The sequence below is a fragment of the Pseudomonas sp. TE6283 genome, assembly GCF_054060555.1.
On the sequence record NZ_JBSSDH010000007.1, the window covers coordinates 142940 to 160876 of the forward strand.

Here is a 17937-nt window from a genome sequence, read left to right on the forward strand (position 1 = left end):
ACTCAATCAGCGAAGGGAAGTCTCAAGCACAAGCAACAGGGCTCTGCGGCCGCTCGCCCATTTCGGCAAGGCGCAATGCATCAGGGGTCAACCATTGCTGGTTGGCATCGACCACTCCCTTCAGCATCGCGTCCACCCACTGCGGCAGTTCGGGGTGCAGTCGGTAGTACACCCATTGACCCTTGCGTCGATCCATCAGGATTCCAGCCTCGCGCAACTGGGCAAGATGCCGGGAGATCTTCGGCTGGCTCAGCTCCAGCGCGTGGGTAAGTTCGCAGACACAGAGTTCGCCTTCACGGGCGATCAGCAGGGTCATCCGGGCCCGGGTGTCATCAGCCAGGCATTTGAAAACGATGGGGGGAGTCAGTGTTTCCCGCATGTGACCTCCTGGGGAATGCGTGTACGGCCAATATCTGGAAATTCCAATATATGACAATTCATATATATGGTAAATCAGATATTCAAGATCGCCTCGCCTGACTGGACGTCATAAAACTGGAAAAAGACCGCGTTCTGGGCCCTATACTGGCCGTCGATACCATCCCCAGAGTCCCCCAATGAACCAGTCTGATATCTCTGTCCGGTTGCTTGGTACCGATCAAATCCAAGGCCTGGCTGCGCATCTGACTGCAGCGGGCTTGCCGACCCAAGACCTTTTGCAGCCCGACCGAATGTTCTATTCCTTTCACCGGGGAGAAACGGAGCTGGGATACGGGGGCATTGAAGGAAGTGGTCGGACTCGCCTGATTCGCTCACTGGTTGTCGTACCGGCCCAGCGAAAGTCAGGGATCGGCACCCTGCTGCTCAGAGCACTTGAGGGAATAGCGGAAGCTGACGGAGCCCAGAGCCTTCATCTGCTGACCACTACAGCACCCGACTTCTTCGAGGCTCGGGGATATGAGCACAGAGACCGATCCCAAGCCCCAAAGGCAATTTCCAGTTCGGAGGAGTTCAACAGCCTCTGCCCGACGTCTGCGGTCTACATGGTGAAGGAGCGTGGCGACATGAACTCGGTGTCACCACTGGTAATCCGCCTCCACGAACGTCAGTGAGTTCGTTCTCAGGTGTCTAGGAAACCAGGGGCGCTTCAAGATGACGCCCTCCCCACCCTGCCTCAGTAGCGAATGGACAGGGCGATCGCCTCGCTCGGCGTCTGGTGTTTTTCCAGCAGCCCCAGCACGTCCTTCTTCAACTGCTCCTGCCTGTCGATCAGCGCCAGGTCGCGGAACTTGTAGTCCAGGTCGGCATAGCTTTCCGATACGCCGGCATTGAGGTGGTTCTTGCCGAAGGTGTGCACGATGTGCTTGGACTTCCAGATGTCGTACTGGCTGAACACCTGATCCCGCGGCAGGTGCCTGGCAACCGAGAACGGCACCCGGGTCAGCAGGCAGTAGTTCATCTTGTACTTGTGGAACTGGTAGTGCTCCAGGGAGTGGACGAACGACACGTACCAGATATAGGTGGCGATCACTTCGATGTTGAAGTCCCTGTCGCCGGACTGGCACGGCAGGTTGACGTAACGGCACAGCTCGGCAACCCAGTTGTTGATGTAGGGCTCGGAGCCGTCACGCAGCAGGTCGTCGTAGCTGGCCGAGACGAACTTCAGCACCGCCGCGTAGTAGTCGCGGTACTGGGCATTGAGCGCGTGCTGGCCATTGAGGTACTGGTCGAACGGTATGGCGAACCTGATCTCGAATTTCTGGGTCAGCGCCTGGTCCTCGGTCTGGCGTTTGTTGTACATGTTCAGGGCGTTTTCATAGCCGACCTTGTAGAAGGTCTGCGCCGAGTAGTAGCCGATGCAGCTATAGAGGAACTTGTCGGCGATGCCGGTGGTTTCGCGCAGCGACAGCGGCGACTCCTTGAACTGGTGATTGAGCATCAGGATATAGGCGGTGTGCGGGTCCATCAGTTTGTGGAAGTTGCAATCCTTGGGCACCAGGTTGAACAGGAATGCCGCGCCCATTTCGGCGAAGAACAGATGGTGGTGCAGGTGCGCGCCAAGGATGAAGAACACCATGGTGTTGGACATGAAGTACACCTTGGCCAGGTCCCAGTCCTGCTCGCCCGGGCCGACGCTGAAGCCGTCGCGCAGGGTGATGCGCATGCTGTCGGCGGCAAAATCCTCGGCGATGGCGATGCTGGCCACATCGAACACCGAGCTGGACAGGCGGATCTCCCGGGTGAAGTCACGCATGTCGAAGGTCGACACGCCATCGACCGTCTGCAGGTAGTGGGTGATCTGCGACGACATCAGGAACACCCGCAGGTCCTCGTCCGAGATGGCCGTCGGCTGTGGGAACTGACCCAGCGGTACCTTGTAGTAGTCGCGGTTGGCCTTGATGATCGACTGGATGTAGTTGTGGTAGACCTTGTCCTTTCTCCAGCGGTAGACCAGCTCGGCGGGCAGCTTCTTGGGGATGTAGCCCATGTGGTAGTCGGTGCCCGGGATCGGCGTGCTTTCCATCGAGATGGAATCGCGGTTGTAGTGGCGATAGCCGAAGTAACGAGGCAGCAGCCATTTCAGCTGAACCCACTTCCAGGCCAGGAAGCTGGTGCCGAGATTGACCGCGTACAACGCCAGCAGCAGCGGTACGAACTTCACGTAGTACAGGCCCACGTACACATGCTTCAACGGCTCGGCGCGGGTCTTGCTCATCAGTATGATCACGGGGCTGACGGTGATGAAAAACGCCAGCAGGATGACTTCCAGCATGCTTCAAACTCCTTGTTCGATCGCTTTGTTCTTGTTGCGACTTGCGCCGTAGCTGTACAGGCAGGCGCCTGTAAAAATCACGTTGACGACGCTCCAGGCGAGCGCCGCGTCAGGGCTGTACCAGCCCGTCAGGTCGAAGGCCGGCAGGTTCATCAGTGGTGTGTCGCCGGCCAGCGTGCGCACGAACAGGTAGAAACCGAAGGTGTAGGCACGGGCCTGGAAGTACAGGTCCGAGCGGCGCAGCAGCAAGGCGTAGGCCACCGGCGCCAGCAACAGCGGCAGGGCGTAGCCGAAGGTGGTGATCCGCGCCGAGTAGAGGAAACACAGGTTCCAGGTGGTGTAGAGGTAGGGCCAGTAGGCCGGGACATGCACCACGAAATCACTGTGTCGCCCGGAAACCTCCCAATGCTTGCGCGAGTACGGCAGGCAGACGATCAGCCCCACGGCGGCGACGATGTTGAGGATGTTGCCGGTCTGCCAGTCGATCACCGAGGCCTCGATGATGTTCAGCACGATCACCAGGTAGATCAGCTTGTAGATGAAGCCTTCGATCCTTGGCTTGTAGCGGGCATAGGCCAGGAAACACATGGGCAGCAGCACGCTGATGGTCTTGATGCGCATGAACAGGTTGGCGTTGGGCACCAGCAGCGCCGGCAGCGACAGCACGAAGAAGGTCAGGCCCACCAGGCGGTAGCGCCTGAACAGCTCGGCGACCAGCAGGAAGGCGGCTAAGAAGGCCAGCATCAACAGCAATGTGTTCGGCATGAGGGGTTTCCCTACTCGTTCATGGATCGATGTGCGGCGTGAACGCCGGGCACGGCAAAGCCTGCCGCGCACGCCCGGGCCGGAGGCCGGGGACGGTGGAGCAATGGACAGGCGTTGCAGGTATCAGGTGGCTGGCAAGAGGGCCGCAATGCGGCCTGGCTCAGGCCTTACCGAGGACGTGGGCTTCAGCTTCCAGCCATTTCCTCACGGCTTCGGGCATCGCCGCGGTGGTGGGCTGCACCTTGAGCTTCTCGGCGATCACCGCGTTGGCGACCAGGCCCTTGCGGCCAACCCAGGCGCCTTTGGAGTAGCCAGTCACGACCACGTCGCCTGCGCTGTTGAAGAAGCTGTACTGGAAGTAAGTCCAGTTCTCGTCGAGGCAGCAGATGCTGAATTCAGCTGTGTACTTCTCGAACATTGAAAGTTGCTTCTTGTAGACGACCAAGTTGCCGCCGAGCATCGGCTTCCAGCCCAACTTGAAGGCTGGAATGAGGATTTTCGCGCGCAGACAAAGTTCCAGCATGAACAAATCGGCGATGGTCATGTAACGGCCATTGTTCATGTGCTTGTTGATGTCGATATCGTTCGGCCAAACCCGCAACGTGCGGTGCAGCGTGTCGGTCAGGGCCATGGGCGGCTTGAAGAAACCGCGCAGGACAGCCAGCAACAGGCGGATGTACAGGTTCATCCGGTTATCCCTCCCTAGGATTTTTTATTATCGTTCCCTGTTCAACCAACCGTTGATTGATCGGTTGGCTGCAAGCGGCTCATTGCAGGCCTGCTTGTTTGCCTCTCAGCGGTGGCGAAACTAACAGCTTTCGCCGGGAGCAACCAGAGGCCAACACCTTAATTAATCGAAAAACGCCAACTGAATAACCGGTCACGTTCGGACTTTATATCCAATTGATGCTGAAACGTTTGTTCTTTTATTGGAAAACTATTCGTCGCGGTGCTCCGCTAGTCCATGTGCTTGCACAATGCCTGGCGTAATGCCTCGGGCACTGCAACCGGCTGCTTGCTCTCAGGGCAGACGCACACCTGGGTCATGCTGGCGCGAAAGCAGACTTCGCCACCGGCGCCGCGGGCCTCGACGGCAAAACTGAACGAAGTGGTACCCGGCTCGCCACTGCTGACCTGCACGCTGATCAGGTCATCCCAAGCCATGGGTGCCAGGAACTCGATGGACAGGGCCCGCGCCGGCGGCATCACGCCCATGGCGAACAACCTGCGCAGGCCTTCGCCGCCCAGGCAGTGGGAGAGAAACTCGTGGACCGCCTCGATGACGAAATAGGAGATACGCGGTGTATAGACGATCCCGGCGGGGTCGCAGTCGCCGAACAGGATCTTGCGGGTGGTGACAAAAGGCATGGCGTTGGGTGCTCCGTGCTAGGAATGCCTGGCAGGCCATACTAACGCACACGGTAAAACGGCTGGCACCTTGACTTACCCCCGCACTGCCCGCCAAGTACATTTTCCAACCCTGATCCCTTATGATGCTGAATGGTTTCTCCAGCCTCAGGATGCCCAATGCTGACCGCCCTGCTGTTCGACCTCGATGGGACGCTCACCGATACCGACACCTTGCACCTGCAAGCCTTCCGCAAGCTGCTGTTCGACCATGACGGTCGCGAGCTGACGCAGGAGCAGTTCAACACCCAGGTCAGCGGCCGCGCCAACGGCCCGTTGTTCGCCGAACTGTTCCCACAGGCCGATGCCGCCAGCCGCCAGGTCTTGGCCGAGCGCAAGGAAGCGCTGTTTCGTGAACTGTCACCGACACTGGCGTCGATGCCCGGCCTGCTGCGCCTGCTGGACCACGCCGAACGACAGGGAATCGGCATGTGCGTGGTGACCAACGCGCCGCGCCTGAACGCCGAACACATGCTCGGGGCCATGAGCCTGGGCGCACGTTTCGAGCATGTGCTGGTAGCGGACGAACTGGCCCGGCCCAAGCCCGATCCCCTGCCCTACCTCACCGGGCTGCAGCGCCTGGGAGCCAAGGCCGGGCAGGCGCTGGCGTTCGAGGATTCGCTGCCGGGGGTCAAGGCCGCCGTCGATGCCGGAATCTTCACCGTGGGGCTGGCGACCACCCAGCCTGCCGAACGGCTGATGGAGGCTGGGGCTAGCCTGGTGATCGAGACGTATGATGATCCGCGGTTGTGGGATCTGATCGAACGGATGCAGCGACAGTGTGATTGATCGGAAAATCCCTCATATCACGACCTTGCTCCAACGCCCCGCCAGGAACAGGTAGTCGACCCAGAACACCTGGTGCAGCAGGACGATCCCCCAGAACACCGCCTGGTAGGAGACCTTCCGGGTCTTGTGCCGAAACAGCTGCTGCGCCACCAGCGCGCCCGGCCAGCCGCCCAGCAGCTCACTGACGTGCAGCACCTTCTCGGGGGTACGCCAAGCCTGGCTGCGGGCTTGCTGTTTGTCCTGCCAGTACAACAACAGGCTGACCAGGCTCGCCGCCAGGTACATTGCCAAGGGCAGCCATGTTCGGCCGCCCAGGCCCATCTGCACACCACCGAAAACCGGCAACAGGCATAGCACCACCAGCATCAGCACTTTCAGGCGTAAATGGCGTATGCCCGCCTCGCCCGTGGGCGCGTTCTGCCTGCGCGCCATGTCAGCCGTGCGCCGTCGACCAGTCGACCCAGCCGAACTCCCAGGTCGCCAGGATCAGCAGGCCGAAGGCGATCCGGTACCAGGCAAACACCGCATAGCTGTGGTTGGCGATGAACTTGAGCAGCCCGCGCACAGCGATCATGGCGAAAATGAACGACACCACGAAACCGAGTGCGAACACCGGCAAGTCACCCGGCTGGAACAACTCACGGTACTTGTACCCCGAATACACTGCCGCACCGACCATGGTGGGCATCGCCAGGAAGAACGAGAACTCGGTGGCCGCCTTGCGCGACAGGCCGAACAACAGGCCACCGATAATGGTCGAGCCCGACCGAGAGGTGCCGGGGATCATTGCCAGGCACTGGACGAAACCGATCTTCAGCGCATGGCTCCAGCGCATCTCGTCGACATGGTCGACCTCCACGCGGTGCTGGCGACGCTCGGCCCACAGCATGATCACCCCGCCCACTACCAGCGCGGCGGCGACGGTAACGGGGTTGAACAAGTACTCGTGGATCAGGTCGGCGAACAGCACGCCCAACACCACCGCCGGGAAGAACGCGATCAGCAGGTTGGCGGTGAAGCGCCGCGCCGGCACCTGCGTGGGCAGGCCCAGTACCACGTCGAGGATCTTGCGCCGGAACTCCCACACCACCGCGAGGATGGCCCCCAGCTGAATGATGATGTTGAACGCCATGGCGCGTTCGCCGCCAAAGCCGATCAAGTCGGCAACGATGATCTGGTGCCCGGTGCTCGAAATGGGCAGGAACTCCGTCAGCCCCTCGACCACGCCCAAGATGATTGCCTGCAAGGCACTCCAAAAATCCATCCTTCCCCCAAGTGCGACGCTGCGCATGGCAGGCCGCTTGTTTTGATTGACTCAATGATGCCGCACGCGGCGCGTGCTTTTTACAGTGACTGTAGCTGCCAAGGCCAGCTGAAAAACGCGGTTGCCTAAAGGTTTCATCTGAGGCGGCCGAAATCCTAACAGAGCCTGTGTTTCAAGGCTTGCGTTAGCTGCTACACGGGATGTCAAGAAAGACTCATTAGCCGTTGGTCGAGTGGGGGCCGGCGGCAAAGCATGCTTGGATGCCCTGGATAAAAAGAACAAAGACTGGAGTAACGCATCATGAAGACCCTGAGGTCGATGTCGATCAGCCGCCGTCTGTGGCTGATCCTGCTGGTGGCCGTGGCCATGCTGCTGGTGCTGGGCCTGCTGATGCTGCGCCAGCTCCACGGCGACCTGTACCAGGCCAAGGCCGAAAAGACCCGCCACGTGGTGCAGACCGCCGCCGGCATCCTGACGTATTACCAGGGCCTGGAGGCCGCCGGCACGCTCACCCGCGAGGCCGCGCAACAGCAAGCCCTGCAAGTGGTGCGCGGGCTGCGCTACGACCAGAACGACTATTTCTGGATCAACGACCTGCAACCGAAGATGATCATGCACCCGGCCAACCCCAAGCTCGATGGCCAGGACCTCTCGGCCATCCGCGACCCGGATGGCTTTGCCGTGTTCAACGAAATGGTCGCCCTGGCCCGCAGCCAGGGCGCGGGGCCGGTCGACTATCGCTGGCCCAAACCGGGCGCCAGCGAACCGGTGGAGAAGACGTCCTATATCCAGCTGTTCAAGCCCTGGGGCTGGATCATCGGCTCGGGCGTATACATCGACGACGTGCAGGCCGAGTTCGCCCGCCAGTTGCGCGACGCCTCGCTGCTGGGCCTGGGCATTGCCCTGCTGATGGCCCTGCTGGTGATGCTGATCGCCCGCAGCATCGCCCGTCCGCTGCAGGAAGCCGTGCAGGCCATGGGCACCATCGCCAGCGGCGAAAGCGACCTGACCCGACGCCTGGACACCCATGGGCGTGATGAAATCACTCACCTGGGCGAGCACTTCAACCGCTTCAACGGCAAGTTGCAGGGCGTGATCGGCCAGTTGCAGGGCGCCGCCCATGCCCTGGCCGAGTCGGCCGGCCATGTCGGTGACAACGCAGGCGCCGCGCAGGCCCGCAGCACCCAGCAATCCATGCAGATGGACCAGGTGGCCACCGCCATCAACGAAGTGTCCTACGCCGTGCACGACGTGGCCAAGCACGCCGAGCAGGCCTCCAGCGAGATGCGCAACGCCCAGACCCAGGTCGGCCACGGCCAGCAGGCGATCCACGGCAGCCTGCAGCAGATCGACCGGCTCTCGGAGACCATCGAGCAGGCGGTGCAGGTGATCCGCGAACTGGCCAGTCACAGCACCAAGATCGGCGGCGTGCTCGAGGTGATCCGCTCGATCGCCGAGCAGACCAACCTGCTCGCCCTCAACGCCGCCATCGAGGCCGCCCGCGCCGGTGAACAGGGCCGTGGTTTCGCCGTGGTCGCCGATGAAGTGCGCCTGCTGGCCCAGCGCACCGCCCAGTCGACCGCCGAGATCCAGACCATGATCGAGCACCTGCAAGGGCAGTCGGAGGCCGCGGTACGAGCCATCGACACCAGCAGCGAAGCCTCGCGCCAGACCGTCGAGCAGGCCCGCGAGGCCGGCAGCAGCCTGGATGCCATCAGCTTGGCGCTGGGCAACCTCGGTGCGTTGAATGCCTCGATCGCCAGCGCCACCCTGCAGCAGTCACATGTGGTCGAGGAGATCAACCGCAACGTCACCGAAACCGCCGACCTTTCGCAGCAGACCGCCGAGGCGGCGCGCCAGTCCAGCGACGCCGGGGTGGCCCTGGCGCGGCTGAGCGAAGAGCTGGAGCAACTGTTGCGCCAGTTCAGGGTCTAGCGGCGGCAAGCGGCGGGCAGATACGTCCGCCCGCTGCTTGAAGCGTGCCGCTCGAAGCGGTTAGCATCCCGCCTTTCCCCGCCCAAGGATCGCCGATGTCCGGCCTCGAACTCTTCGCCGCCGCGCTCGGCGTCATCGCCGTCTGGCTCACCGTCAAGCAGAACCCCTGGTGCTGGCCGATCGGGCTGGTGATGGTGGTGCTGTACAGCTGGATCTTCTACGAGGTGAAACTGTACTCGGACATGCTCCTGCAGCTGGTCTACGCGGTGCTGCAGCTGTACGGCTGGTGGCAGTGGACCCGGCCGGACCGCATCGAGGACGCCCGCCAGGTGACCCGCCTGGCCCCCGCGCCAATGCTCAAAGGCCTGGCGGCCGGCCTGCTGGCCAGCCTGCTGCTGGGCGCGGGCATGGCGCACTGGACCGACGCCGCCCAGCCCTGGCTGGACGCCGCCCTCACCGGTTTCAGCCTGGTGGCGCAGCTGTGGATGGCGCAGAAGCGTCTGCAATGCTGGGCGTTGTGGGTAGTGGTGGACGTGATCTTCGTCGGCCTGTTCCTGTACAAGGGCCTGTACCTCACCGCCGCGCTCTATGCCCTGTTCACCCTGATCGCCGTGCGCGGCTGGCTGGAGTGGCGCCGCGATCCGGCGCTGGCGGCGGCATGAAGGTCCTGGTGCTGTGCGGCCCGGAGTCCAGCGGCAAGAGCTGGCTGAGCGGCGAGATCCAGGCGCATTTCGGCGGCGTGCTGGTGGGTGAATATGTCCGCCACTTCATGGACTGTGAGCAACGTGACACCTGCTACGCCGACATCCCCGCCATCGCCCGCGGTCAGCTGGCCTGGGAAGATCATGGCCGCACACAGGCGCCGGAGCTGCTGATCCTCGACACCCACCTGCTCAGCAACATCCTCTGGAGCCGGGCCCTTTTCGGCGACTGCCCTGCCTGGATCGAGGAGGCGCTGAAGACCCGCCATTACGACCTGCACCTGCTGCTGCGCCCAGAGGGCGTCGAATGGGTCGGTGACGGGCAACGCTGCCAGCCCCGACTGGAGGAACGCCAGGCGTTCTTTGACCACAGCCTGGCTTGGTTGCAGCATCACCGACAGAACCTGCAGATCATCGATGGTGACTGGCCGCAACGCAGTGCCAAGGTGCTGGACGCAGTGCAACGCTTGCTTGACGGAAAAGCCCCGGTTTTCCCCACTGAATGTTAAGCCGCTGATACACACCGAATGGCCATACCCCCCGGATTTGCGCGTAATCCCGCAGTTTCGGGGGCAGTGTCACACCGTTGATACACCTGCGGCGAATTCCCCTCGAAGCCCGGTATTGCAGGGTTTGACCCTTGCCTCACCGGAGATCTGTCTCAGCCCTGATACAACAATTCCCTGACGCATCCGCACTTCCCACCCAAGATCCTGATTCTCAAGCAATAACCAAAACCGGCACAGCTCCTGCTCTCCTTCTGGCAACGCGGCCCCAGGCCCAAACGCCGAAGAAGGAATTGCCATCGTGGGGAAACCAGAAAAAGGCAAGATCTGTCACCTCCTGCTGCTCGGTTGCGCGTTGGGGTCCAGCTTCAGCCTGCCTGTCCAGGCAGACAACGGCATCGTCGTCATCACCCGCGAAGTGCAGACCCGCAGCGCGATACGCGCTCCGGTAATGCCCGACCCCAACCCGGTCACCGTCAATACCAACCCGTCCGCGCACATCCTCAAGCAGACCAGCGAGCTGAGCGATGGCGATTTCGCCGGTATCACCAGCGGTGCCGGGATCAACTCGCTGATCACCCAGCAGACTAACACCATCGGCGCCAACATCGGCAACCAGACCCAGTTGCCCAACATCGCCGGCGGACGTGGCTCGGGCTCGGGCGGCAACGGTATCGCCAACATGGTCAATTCGAACGTCCAGCAAGGCCTGGGCGCCCTGAAGATCCTCAACGGGGGCCAGTAACATGAGGCATTCGCTGCTGATCCTGGCCACGCTGTGCAGTGCTTCGGCCTTCGCCCAATCCCCCGTGATCAACAACGCCACCATTGACAGCTCAGGCGCGCAATACCAAGGCAACCTTGGGGTCAACCAGGCGGCCGGCGACCAACAGCAACAGGTCAACGCCCGGGCCATCGCCATTGGCCACGACGCCAACGCCAGCACGCAGATCCGCCAGCGCCTGCGCACCCAGGTCGATCCTTCGATGGACGCGCAGTCCAGCATCCAGGGCACGGCCTTCAGTCACGGCAACGGCATCCTCGGTGTCAACCAGAGTGCCGGCGCCAGCAACCAGCAAGCCAACGCACTGCGCATCAGCGTCAGTGCCCAACCGCAAAGCATCGACGACAGCGTCCTTCTGCAACAGAACGTGGCGCTGGTCAACAGCTCGGATCCAACTGCCCAGACACCCGGCCACCGCCAGGTCAGCACCAGCGACCAGGCATTCACCGGTAGCCGTGGCGTGGTGCAGTTGAATCAGAGTGCAGGGGTGGGAAACCGAACGGCCAACACCCTGAGCATCCGGGTCGCAGATTGACCCAACCAGGTAACAACAACACTTAACCTAAAATAAAGTACGGAGAACCACCATGAAACCCTCGATGGCACTCAAGCCTCTGGTTTTCGCAATTGCTGCGATCATGGCTGTGGCTGTACAAGCTGGGCAGAATGATCCGCGTGGCCATGGACACAATAATGGCCACGGCCACAACAACGGTCATCACACCCCTCCTCCTACCAAGATCCCGGTGTATGCCACCGCCAATGCCTGGGACAAGCAAAGCAGCACCAACAACCGCATCAACAATGAAGGCACCGTGAACGAAGCCGAAATGAGCAGCTCGGCTTCCGGCACCAGCGGCAACGTCGGTGTCAACGTGGCAGCCGGCGCCGGCAACCAGCAGGACAACGCCGCCGCCATCGCCAATGCCGGTGCCGACTCGAGCCTGGACAACAGCTTCGTGTTCGGCTCCGCCTCGGCCACCGCCGATGTGCGTCAGTACAGCAACAACAACAAGGTCAACAACTACGGCACCACCAACTCCGGCATCATGAGCGGCTCGGGCAACAACGGCAGCGGCAACATGGGCATCAACATTGCCGGTGGCGACCTGAACCAGCAGAAAAACACCATGGCCATTGCCAACTCCAATGCGCCACTGGGTAACGCCACCGCCACCGCCTCCGCCGACCAGAACGGCCCAGGCCTGGTCGTGAACAACAGCGCCGACCGCACCTACCGGGTCGATACGCTGACCTTGACCACCACCAGGAGTGGCAGCGCCTCGTTCGACAAGGACTCCAGCTACAGCAAGGACAGCAGCGCCTCGTCGAGCTGGGATGCTGCCGGTTCGAACAGCTGGAATGCCAGTGGTTCCAACAGCTCCAGCGCCAGTGGTTCGCGTAGCCATGACTCGAGCTCTTCGGCAAGCGGTTCTCTGAACGCTTCGCTGGATGCCTCGGCCAATGGCAGCGTGACCCATACCCAGGACTTCGGTCGCCACGAACGCAGCCGCACCGACTCGTTCGATGCTTCGCTGAGCGCCTCGATCGACGCGTCGTATGACAAGTCGCACGAGAAGTCTTCCAGCTCCTCGTACGAAAAAGCCCGCGACTCTGCGTTCGAGAAAGCCTACGACTCCTCTTATGAGAAGTCGGGCAGCGCCTCCAACGAATCGTCCAAATCCGGCTCGAAGAGCTACAGCGAATCCAGCTCGTATGACCTGAGCAACACCGTGTCCTTCCAGGTGCTGACGCCTACCGGCTGGGCCAACCCTGTGACCAACACCGCCACCCTGAGTGGCTCGGTGAATGGTGGCAGCGGCAACCTCGGCGTGAACGTGGCAGCCGGTGTGGGCAACCAGCAAAGCAACTCGCTGGCCATCTCCAACACCTCGTTCTGACAGCTGTGACCTTGAGGCCCCCTTCGGGGGGCCTTTCCTCAACAGGATCGGGGGGCAGGACCATGCGTATGATCGCCTTGGCGTTTTTGCTGTGCATGGCCAGTTACAGCGAAGCGGCGCAGATGCCGCTTTCGGTTTTGCCGGGGGGCGCGGTGATCTACAAGCCCATCCAGAGCATCCGCGAACGCAAGTTCGCCGACCTGGTGCAACAGAAGACCGATTTCAGTTGCGGCGCCGCGGCGCTGGCAACCATCCTGCGCCAGGCCTACTGGCTGGACGTGGACGAACACACGATCATCGAGGGCATGCTGGCCCACGCCGACCAGGAATTGGTCAAGGTCCAGGGTTTCTCGATGCTCGACATGAAACGCTACGTGGAAAGCCTCGGCATGCGAGCCCGCGGCTACCGGGTCGCCGCCGACACCCTGAGCAGCGTGCGCATCCCCGTGGTGGTGCTGATGGACATCCGTGGCTACAAGCACTTCGTGGTCATGCAACGGGTCGACAAGGGCTGGGTCTACATCGGCGACCCGGTGCTCGGCCACAAACGCTACAAGGTCGAAGACTTCCTCAAGGGCTGGAACGGCATCATCTTCGCCGTGATCGGCCAAGGCTACGACAAGGGCAACGCCTTGCTCGACCCGCCCCTGCCACTGAGCGCCAAGGATCGCATCAATTCCTTCACCCCGGTCAAGGACGCCGAACTGATGGACTTCGGCTTCATTCGCAGCGACTTCTTCTAACGATAATCGAGCGCAACGCGTCGGGAGCATCCCATGAAGACTGCAGCCTGGCTTACCCTGATCTGCCTGGCCACCGCCTTGCCCATCCAGGCAGAGACGTTCAAGCCCATTGAACTGAAGGATCAGGAGTTGGCGAACCTGCGCGGTCGCTATGTGTTGCCAGGGCGCATCATCAGCTTCGGCGTGGTGATGACCAGCACTTGGCAGAACGCCAACGGCGATGTCATCGGCGCCAGGACCTCGATGCAGGTGCAACAGTCGACCATCAAGCCGCAGTTCTATGTGTCCATGATCGACGAGAAAGGCACCGGCTCGTCCAGCGCCAAGGGCACCGGCACCATTACCGGTGGCGCAGGCCTGGACACCACCGTCGGCGTAACCCAGGTCGTGCGCGCGGCCGGTGACAACAACCTGGCCAACAACAACGTCGACATCAGCGTCACCAAGGCCAACCAGGTGCCCGAAACGCCGCAGCAAGGCCAACTGCTTGCCGCCGGTTCCACACTGGTCGGCAGCAACGCCGCCGGCTCCCTGAGCGTCTCTGCGAGCGGAACGGGCGTGCAGTTGAACGTGGTGGCCAACAACAACCAGGGCAGCACCTTGCAGCAGATCGCCCAAGGCGGCTTGATGCAAAACGCCACGCTGCTCGGCAGCGGCAACCAGGTCAGCAACCTCACCTCGCTCAACGTCGTGCTGCGCGACCATGTGCCCGCCGCCGCGCTGAACGGCAATCTTGACCAGCTCAAAGGTCTTCGCGCACTCGGATACTGATCTACGCTCAGTCTCATCGTATGTAGTCAGAAGGGACGGCTAACCCATGCAACGATCGTTGACGTTCAGAGCTGTAGTCTGCTTGAGTACATTGGCCCCTGCGACAATGCTGTATGCGGCTCCGGACCCTCAGGTCGAGGCACTGAAGCAGGAATTGCGCGAACTGAAACAACGCTACGAAGCCCAGCAGAATGCCCTGATGGTGCTTGAGCAGCGCGTGCGCCAGGTCGAGGAAACCCCTGCAGCCCCACCGCCCAAGCGCCTGACCAAGTCCCCCTCGACACCGGCCAAAGGCGCGCAGACCGTGGCATCCGGCGCCCCGGGCAGCACTGGCAGCTCCTACGGCCAGTCGCTCAAGGACGATTCGGAGCCCGCGCAAAGCGTTTCCAACCTGTATGACGAGGCCAGTGGGTTCTTCGGTGGCGGCAAGTTCAGCGTCGAGACCGGAATTACCTACACGCACTACGATACCCGTGCGCTGACGCTCAATGGTTTCCTCGCCCTCGACTCGATCTTCCTCGGCAACATCAACCTCGACCGGATCAAGGCGGACAACTGGACCCTGGACCTGACCGCCCGCTACAACATGGATCAACGCTGGCAGTTCGATATTAACGTACCCATCGTTTATCGCGAATCGACCTATTCCTCCGGCGGCGCCGGTGGTGCCGGGCCGGTCACCTCCGATGCAACGGTCACCCGCGACCCGACCATCGGCGACGTCAACGTTGGCGTGGCCTACAAGTTCCTCGACGAGTCGGAGAACCTGCCCGACGCAGTCGTCACCCTCCGGGTCAAAGCCCCTACCGGCAAGGACCCCTATGGCATCAAGCTGGTCGAAGACCCTACCAACAACAACCTGTCGGTGCCCGAGAGCCTGCCGACCGGCAACGGCGTCTGGGCGATCACGCCGGGTATCTCGCTGGTCAAGACCTTCGACCCGGCCGTGCTGTTCGCCAGCCTGTCCTACACCTACAACATGCAGGATTCGTTCAGCGACATCAGCCCCCAGGTCAACAGCAAGGTCAAAGGTGACGTGAAACTGGGTGACTCCTGGCAGATCGGCGGCGGTATCGCCTTTGCCCTGAACGAACGCATGAGCATGTCGTTCTCGGTCACCGACCAGTTTGCCCGCAAGAGCAAGATCAAGCCCGACGGCGGCGACTGGCAGTCGATCACCAACAGCGACTACAACGCCGCCAACTTCAACGTCGGCCTGACCTTCGCCGCCACCGACAACCTGACCATCGTCCCCAACCTGTCCATCGGACTGACCGAGGATGCGCCAGACTTTTCGTTCAGCCTGAAATTCCCCTACTACTTCTGAGCCACCAACCGGGCCCGATCCAGGGCCCGGGATTTGGTTACCGGTTTTGTAGCGTCCGACTTTCCCGGCATCGGCCTGTTATCATCGCGCACAGTTTTGTGACGATTTAATGGCATTAAGGAAAGTTTCGTGAACAACCTGCTCGGTCACCCTCGCGCCCGCCTTGCCTGCCTGGCAATCCTGGTGTTGGTGATTCCCCTGACCGCGCGCGCCCTGCTGGGCTGGTCCAACGTCTTCGGTTACCTGTCCGACCTGGCCATCGGCAGCCTACTGTTGCTGCTCGTCCACCGCCGCCCCTGGTGGCTGGCCCTGCCGCTGCTGTTGACCTGGGGTGGCCTGTGGGTGGCCTGCGCCGAGCTGGTCAGCGCCGTCGGCCGACTGCCCACGGTCGACGACCTGACCTATCTGGTCGACCCGCAGTTCATGGAGAACTCCACCGCTGGCGCCCTGGCCCATGCCTGGCTGCCCGCCCTGCTGGTCGCCGGTCTTGGCGCCTGGCTGGCGAGCATAGTGCGATCGCCTGTCGGCGCCCCCTTGCCACGGCGACTCTGGGCCTTGCCCCTGGCGTTGTTCGGGCTGCACTGGGGCGGCCAGCAGCTGGCCCCCTCGGACGCCGACCAATGGCGTCAGTACGGTCTCACCCACCAGGCGCTGTCGGCGGCGGTGGGCAAGCTCCAGCACCAGGCCTTGAGCGGCCTGGGCCATGTGCCGGCGGTCACGGCGCTGCCCACTGCCGGTCTGACCCAGTCCGATCTCAATGGCGTCAAGCTGCTGGACGCCCCGGGCAAGGCGCGCAACCTGCTGATCATCACCGTCGAGGGCATCCCCGGCGCCTACCTGCGTCCCAACCGCGAGGCACTCGGCAGCCGCTTCCAGCAGGAGCTGATGCCGCGGCTCAGCCAGTGGGCCGAGCGCGGCATGAACACCCCTGACTATGTGCTGCACACCCACCAGACCATTCGCGGGCTCTACGCGATGCTCTGCGGCGACTACGACAAGCTGGCCAACGGCACGCCCAAGGGCGTCGAACTGCTGACCCAGCAGCAGCGCAACCAGGCGTGCCTGCCGGCCCAGCTGCGCGAGGCCGGTTTCGCCACCCATTACCTGCAGGGCGCCGGGTTGCGCTTCATGGCCAAGGACCGAATCATGCCGCATATCGGCTTCGACGCGGTGCATGGCCAAGAGTGGTTCGCCAACGACAACTACCTGGAATTCCCCTGGGGCAAGGACGACCGCGCCTTCTTCGAAGGTGCGCTCGACTATGTCGGCGAGCTGCGCAAGCAACCACAACCCTGGATGCTCACCCTGCTCACGGTCGGCACTCACCAGCCCTACTCGGCGCCTGATGCCTATCTGCAACGCTTCGATACACCCAAGCAGGCCGCCGTGGCCTACCTCGACGATGCCCTGGGTGGCTTCCTCGACAGCCTCGAACGCCAGGGCGTGCTGCAAGACACCCTGGTGATCGTCACCTCGGACGAGTCGCACGGCATCGATGGCGTGCGCCTGGCCTCGGCCTGGGGCTTCAACCTCACACTGGCGCCGGAGCAGGCCCAGCTGCCCAGGCTCAAGCAGGGCACCTACGGCCACATCGACCTGAGCACCTCCCTGCTCGACTACTTCGCCCTGCCGATCCCGGCGGCCCTGGGCGGACGCTCGCTGTACCGCGATTACGACAGCGGCCGTGAGATGATCTCCTACACCAATGGCATGCTGCGCTACCACGACGGGCAAGGCACCTTCAGCGAGTGCGACTTCCAGCAACGCTGCCGACGCTATGCCAGCAGTGGGTTCATTGCCGAGCAGGCCAAGTTCCTCGGTCGTGGCGACGACGGCCTAGGGCCGCAACTCAACCTGCTGGCCGCCAGCCTCGACCAGTCGCTGCTGCAGACCCCGCTCAACCTGCGCTACCAGTTCGGTGGCCCCTCGCCCATCGCCCTGGCAGAGCGCATCAAGGATGACTGGGCGGACAACCTGATCGGCGCGCAGTACCTGGAAATGCCCGAAGGGTCGCGTACCCGCGTGCGCCTGAAGGTGCGGGCGCTGGATCCCCGGCATGCGGCGTATATCCGCCTCAAGGCCAAGGAACTGGAGCAGGACGTGCAGCTCGGGCTGCCCGAAGAGATTCGGGTGACAGCCGACGAGCCGCTGGAGATGGAGTTCGACTTCGACAATCCCACCGTGCGCAAAGCGTTTTCCTTCCATCTGCTGGGGTATGGCGGGGGCGAGGTGGAAGTCAGCGATTTCAGCGTGATTACCGCGCTGCCAGATGAGCCGGAGACGGTGGAAGAGCTGGCTGACGGGCATCTTGCCCAGTCGAGCTGAGGTCAG

The 17937-nt window shown here is 62.4% G+C and carries 19 protein-coding genes and 1 pseudogene; 13 read left to right on the forward strand and 7 right to left on the reverse strand.

The genetic code is table 11. The annotated features are described in order from the left end of the window. Positions 1–22: 22 nt before the first annotated feature. A complete protein-coding gene (locus ACVWZ5_RS12215; RefSeq protein ID WP_062574231.1) occupies positions 23–379 on the reverse strand; it encodes a metalloregulator ArsR/SmtB family transcription factor in 357 nt (118 codons plus the stop codon). A gap of 178 nt (positions 380–557) precedes the next feature. On the opposite strand from ACVWZ5_RS12215, the gene arsN2 reads away from it, so the two are divergent. Beyond that, positions 558–1052 carry an arsenic resistance N-acetyltransferase ArsN2 gene (arsN2, locus tag ACVWZ5_RS12220; protein WP_457340634.1) on the forward strand — a complete coding sequence of 165 codons (495 nt, stop codon included), beginning with the start codon at positions 558–560 and terminating at the stop codon, positions 1050–1052. A 62-nt stretch (positions 1053–1114) separates the two neighbouring features. On the opposite strand, the gene ACVWZ5_RS12225 is transcribed toward arsN2, so the two are convergent. From ACVWZ5_RS12225 to ACVWZ5_RS12240, 4 genes are all read right to left on the reverse strand, one after another. Further along, positions 1115–2713 carry a hypothetical protein gene (locus tag ACVWZ5_RS12225; RefSeq protein ID WP_062574233.1) on the reverse strand — a complete coding sequence of 533 codons (1599 nt, stop codon included), beginning with the start codon at positions 2711–2713 and terminating at the stop codon, positions 1115–1117. Positions 2714–2716: 3 nt separating this feature from the next. Further along, the gene (locus tag ACVWZ5_RS12230; protein ID WP_258800117.1) at positions 2717–3478 is read right to left on the reverse strand and encodes a hypothetical protein; all 762 of its coding nucleotides are present in this window, start codon (positions 3476–3478) and stop codon (positions 2717–2719) included. A gap of 160 nt (positions 3479–3638) precedes the next feature. Next, positions 3639–4166 carry a thioesterase family protein gene (locus ACVWZ5_RS12235; protein WP_062574235.1) on the reverse strand — a complete coding sequence of 176 codons (528 nt, stop codon included), beginning with the start codon at positions 4164–4166 and terminating at the stop codon, positions 3639–3641. Positions 4167–4435: 269 nt separating this feature from the next. Then, a complete protein-coding gene (locus tag ACVWZ5_RS12240) occupies positions 4436–4846 on the reverse strand; it encodes an acyl-CoA thioesterase (protein ID WP_028691548.1) in 411 nt (136 codons plus the stop codon). Between the two features lie 159 nt (positions 4847–5005). Here ACVWZ5_RS12240 and ACVWZ5_RS12245 point away from each other — a divergent pair, with 159 nt between their 5' ends. Beyond that, positions 5006–5674, forward strand: coding sequence for an HAD family hydrolase (locus tag ACVWZ5_RS12245; RefSeq protein WP_062574236.1), 669 nt, complete (start codon positions 5006–5008; stop codon positions 5672–5674). A gap of 12 nt (positions 5675–5686) precedes the next feature. Here ACVWZ5_RS12245 and ACVWZ5_RS12250 read toward each other — a convergent pair whose 3' ends face one another. After that, on the reverse strand, positions 5687–6106 hold the full coding sequence (locus ACVWZ5_RS12250) for a DUF1294 domain-containing protein (RefSeq protein ID WP_062574237.1): 420 nt from the start codon (positions 6104–6106) through the stop codon (positions 5687–5689). Position 6107: 1 nt separating this feature from the next. After that, on the reverse strand, positions 6108–6938 hold the full coding sequence (locus ACVWZ5_RS12255) for an undecaprenyl-diphosphate phosphatase (protein ID WP_062574238.1): 831 nt from the start codon (positions 6936–6938) through the stop codon (positions 6108–6110). Positions 6939–7328: 390 nt separating this feature from the next. Here ACVWZ5_RS12255 and ACVWZ5_RS12260 point away from each other — a divergent pair. The 11 genes and pseudogenes from ACVWZ5_RS12260 to ACVWZ5_RS12310 all read left to right on the forward strand — a co-directional run. Further along, a pseudogene (locus ACVWZ5_RS12260) lies at positions 7329–8000 on the forward strand (cache domain-containing protein); the annotation flags it as partial. 138 nt (positions 8001–8138) lie between these two features. Beyond that, entirely contained in the window at positions 8139–8873 is a 735-nt protein-coding gene (locus ACVWZ5_RS12265; protein ID WP_425049109.1) for a methyl-accepting chemotaxis protein, read from the forward strand. Positions 8874–8968: 95 nt separating this feature from the next. Further along, positions 8969–9535, forward strand: coding sequence for a nicotinamide riboside transporter PnuC (gene pnuC, locus ACVWZ5_RS12270; protein ID WP_028691553.1), 567 nt, complete (start codon positions 8969–8971; stop codon positions 9533–9535). Then, on the forward strand, positions 9532–10083 hold the full coding sequence (locus ACVWZ5_RS12275) for an AAA family ATPase (RefSeq protein WP_062574240.1): 552 nt from the start codon (positions 9532–9534) through the stop codon (positions 10081–10083). The genes pnuC and ACVWZ5_RS12275 overlap by 4 nt, the downstream gene beginning before the upstream one ends. 298 nt (positions 10084–10381) lie before the next feature. Continuing rightward, positions 10382–10825, forward strand: a complete 444-nt coding sequence (locus tag ACVWZ5_RS12280; RefSeq protein ID WP_084942181.1) for a hypothetical protein — start codon at positions 10382–10384, stop codon at positions 10823–10825. A gap of 1 nt (position 10826) precedes the next feature. Beyond that, positions 10827–11399 (forward strand): adhesin, encoded by a 573-nt coding sequence (locus tag ACVWZ5_RS12285; RefSeq protein WP_084942182.1) that lies wholly within the window; start codon positions 10827–10829, stop codon positions 11397–11399. Between the two features lie 52 nt (positions 11400–11451). Next, positions 11452–12765 carry a heme utilization protein gene (locus tag ACVWZ5_RS12290; RefSeq protein WP_280087776.1) on the forward strand — a complete coding sequence of 438 codons (1314 nt, stop codon included), beginning with the start codon at positions 11452–11454 and terminating at the stop codon, positions 12763–12765. Between the two features lie 62 nt (positions 12766–12827). Then, a complete protein-coding gene (locus ACVWZ5_RS12295; protein WP_084942184.1) occupies positions 12828–13508 on the forward strand; it encodes a C39 family peptidase in 681 nt (226 codons plus the stop codon). Between the two features lie 33 nt (positions 13509–13541). Then, on the forward strand, positions 13542–14279 hold the full coding sequence (locus ACVWZ5_RS12300; RefSeq protein ID WP_457340635.1) for a hypothetical protein: 738 nt from the start codon (positions 13542–13544) through the stop codon (positions 14277–14279). Positions 14280–14325: 46 nt separating this feature from the next. After that, positions 14326–15606: a hypothetical protein gene (locus tag ACVWZ5_RS12305; RefSeq protein WP_301140719.1), complete on the forward strand. Its 1281-nt coding sequence runs from the start codon at positions 14326–14328 to the stop codon at positions 15604–15606. 129 nt (positions 15607–15735) lie between these two features. Further along, on the forward strand, positions 15736–17931 hold the full coding sequence (locus tag ACVWZ5_RS12310) for an LTA synthase family protein (protein ID WP_457340636.1): 2196 nt from the start codon (positions 15736–15738) through the stop codon (positions 17929–17931). The last annotated feature ends 6 nt before the right edge of the window (positions 17932–17937 follow it).

Bases quoted from the DNA above. Each gene is read 5' to 3' on its own strand.
- ACVWZ5_RS12275 (WP_062574240.1), top strand. From the start codon at position 9,532: ATGAAGGTCCTGGTGCTGTGCGGCCCGGAGTCCAGCGGCAAGAGCTGG.
- ACVWZ5_RS12305 (WP_301140719.1), top strand. From the start codon at position 14,326: ATGCAACGATCGTTGACGTTCAGAGCTGTAGTCTGCTTGAGTACATTG.
- ACVWZ5_RS12300 (WP_457340635.1), top strand. From the start codon at position 13,542: ATGAAGACTGCAGCCTGGCTTACCCTGATCTGCCTGGCCACCGCCTTG.
- ACVWZ5_RS12250 (WP_062574237.1), bottom strand. From the start codon at position 6,106: ATGGCGCGCAGGCAGAACGCGCCCACGGGCGAGGCGGGCATACGCCAT.
- ACVWZ5_RS12285 (WP_084942182.1), top strand. From the start codon at position 10,827: ATGAGGCATTCGCTGCTGATCCTGGCCACGCTGTGCAGTGCTTCGGCC.
- pnuC (WP_028691553.1), top strand. From the start codon at position 8,969: ATGTCCGGCCTCGAACTCTTCGCCGCCGCGCTCGGCGTCATCGCCGTC.
- ACVWZ5_RS12230 (WP_258800117.1), bottom strand. From the start codon at position 3,478: ATGCCGAACACATTGCTGTTGATGCTGGCCTTCTTAGCCGCCTTCCTG.
- ACVWZ5_RS12245 (WP_062574236.1), top strand. From the start codon at position 5,006: ATGCTGACCGCCCTGCTGTTCGACCTCGATGGGACGCTCACCGATACC.
- ACVWZ5_RS12255 (WP_062574238.1), bottom strand. From the start codon at position 6,938: ATGGATTTTTGGAGTGCCTTGCAGGCAATCATCTTGGGCGTGGTCGAG.
- ACVWZ5_RS12290 (WP_280087776.1), top strand. From the start codon at position 11,452: ATGAAACCCTCGATGGCACTCAAGCCTCTGGTTTTCGCAATTGCTGCG.
- ACVWZ5_RS12240 (WP_028691548.1), bottom strand. From the start codon at position 4,846: ATGCCTTTTGTCACCACCCGCAAGATCCTGTTCGGCGACTGCGACCCC.
- ACVWZ5_RS12295 (WP_084942184.1), top strand. From the start codon at position 12,828: ATGCGTATGATCGCCTTGGCGTTTTTGCTGTGCATGGCCAGTTACAGC.
- ACVWZ5_RS12265 (WP_425049109.1), top strand. From the start codon at position 8,139: ATGGACCAGGTGGCCACCGCCATCAACGAAGTGTCCTACGCCGTGCAC.
- arsN2 (WP_457340634.1), top strand. From the start codon at position 558: ATGAACCAGTCTGATATCTCTGTCCGGTTGCTTGGTACCGATCAAATC.
- ACVWZ5_RS12215 (WP_062574231.1), bottom strand. From the start codon at position 379: ATGCGGGAAACACTGACTCCCCCCATCGTTTTCAAATGCCTGGCTGAT.
- ACVWZ5_RS12225 (WP_062574233.1), bottom strand. From the start codon at position 2,713: ATGCTGGAAGTCATCCTGCTGGCGTTTTTCATCACCGTCAGCCCCGTG.
- ACVWZ5_RS12235 (WP_062574235.1), bottom strand. From the start codon at position 4,166: ATGAACCTGTACATCCGCCTGTTGCTGGCTGTCCTGCGCGGTTTCTTC.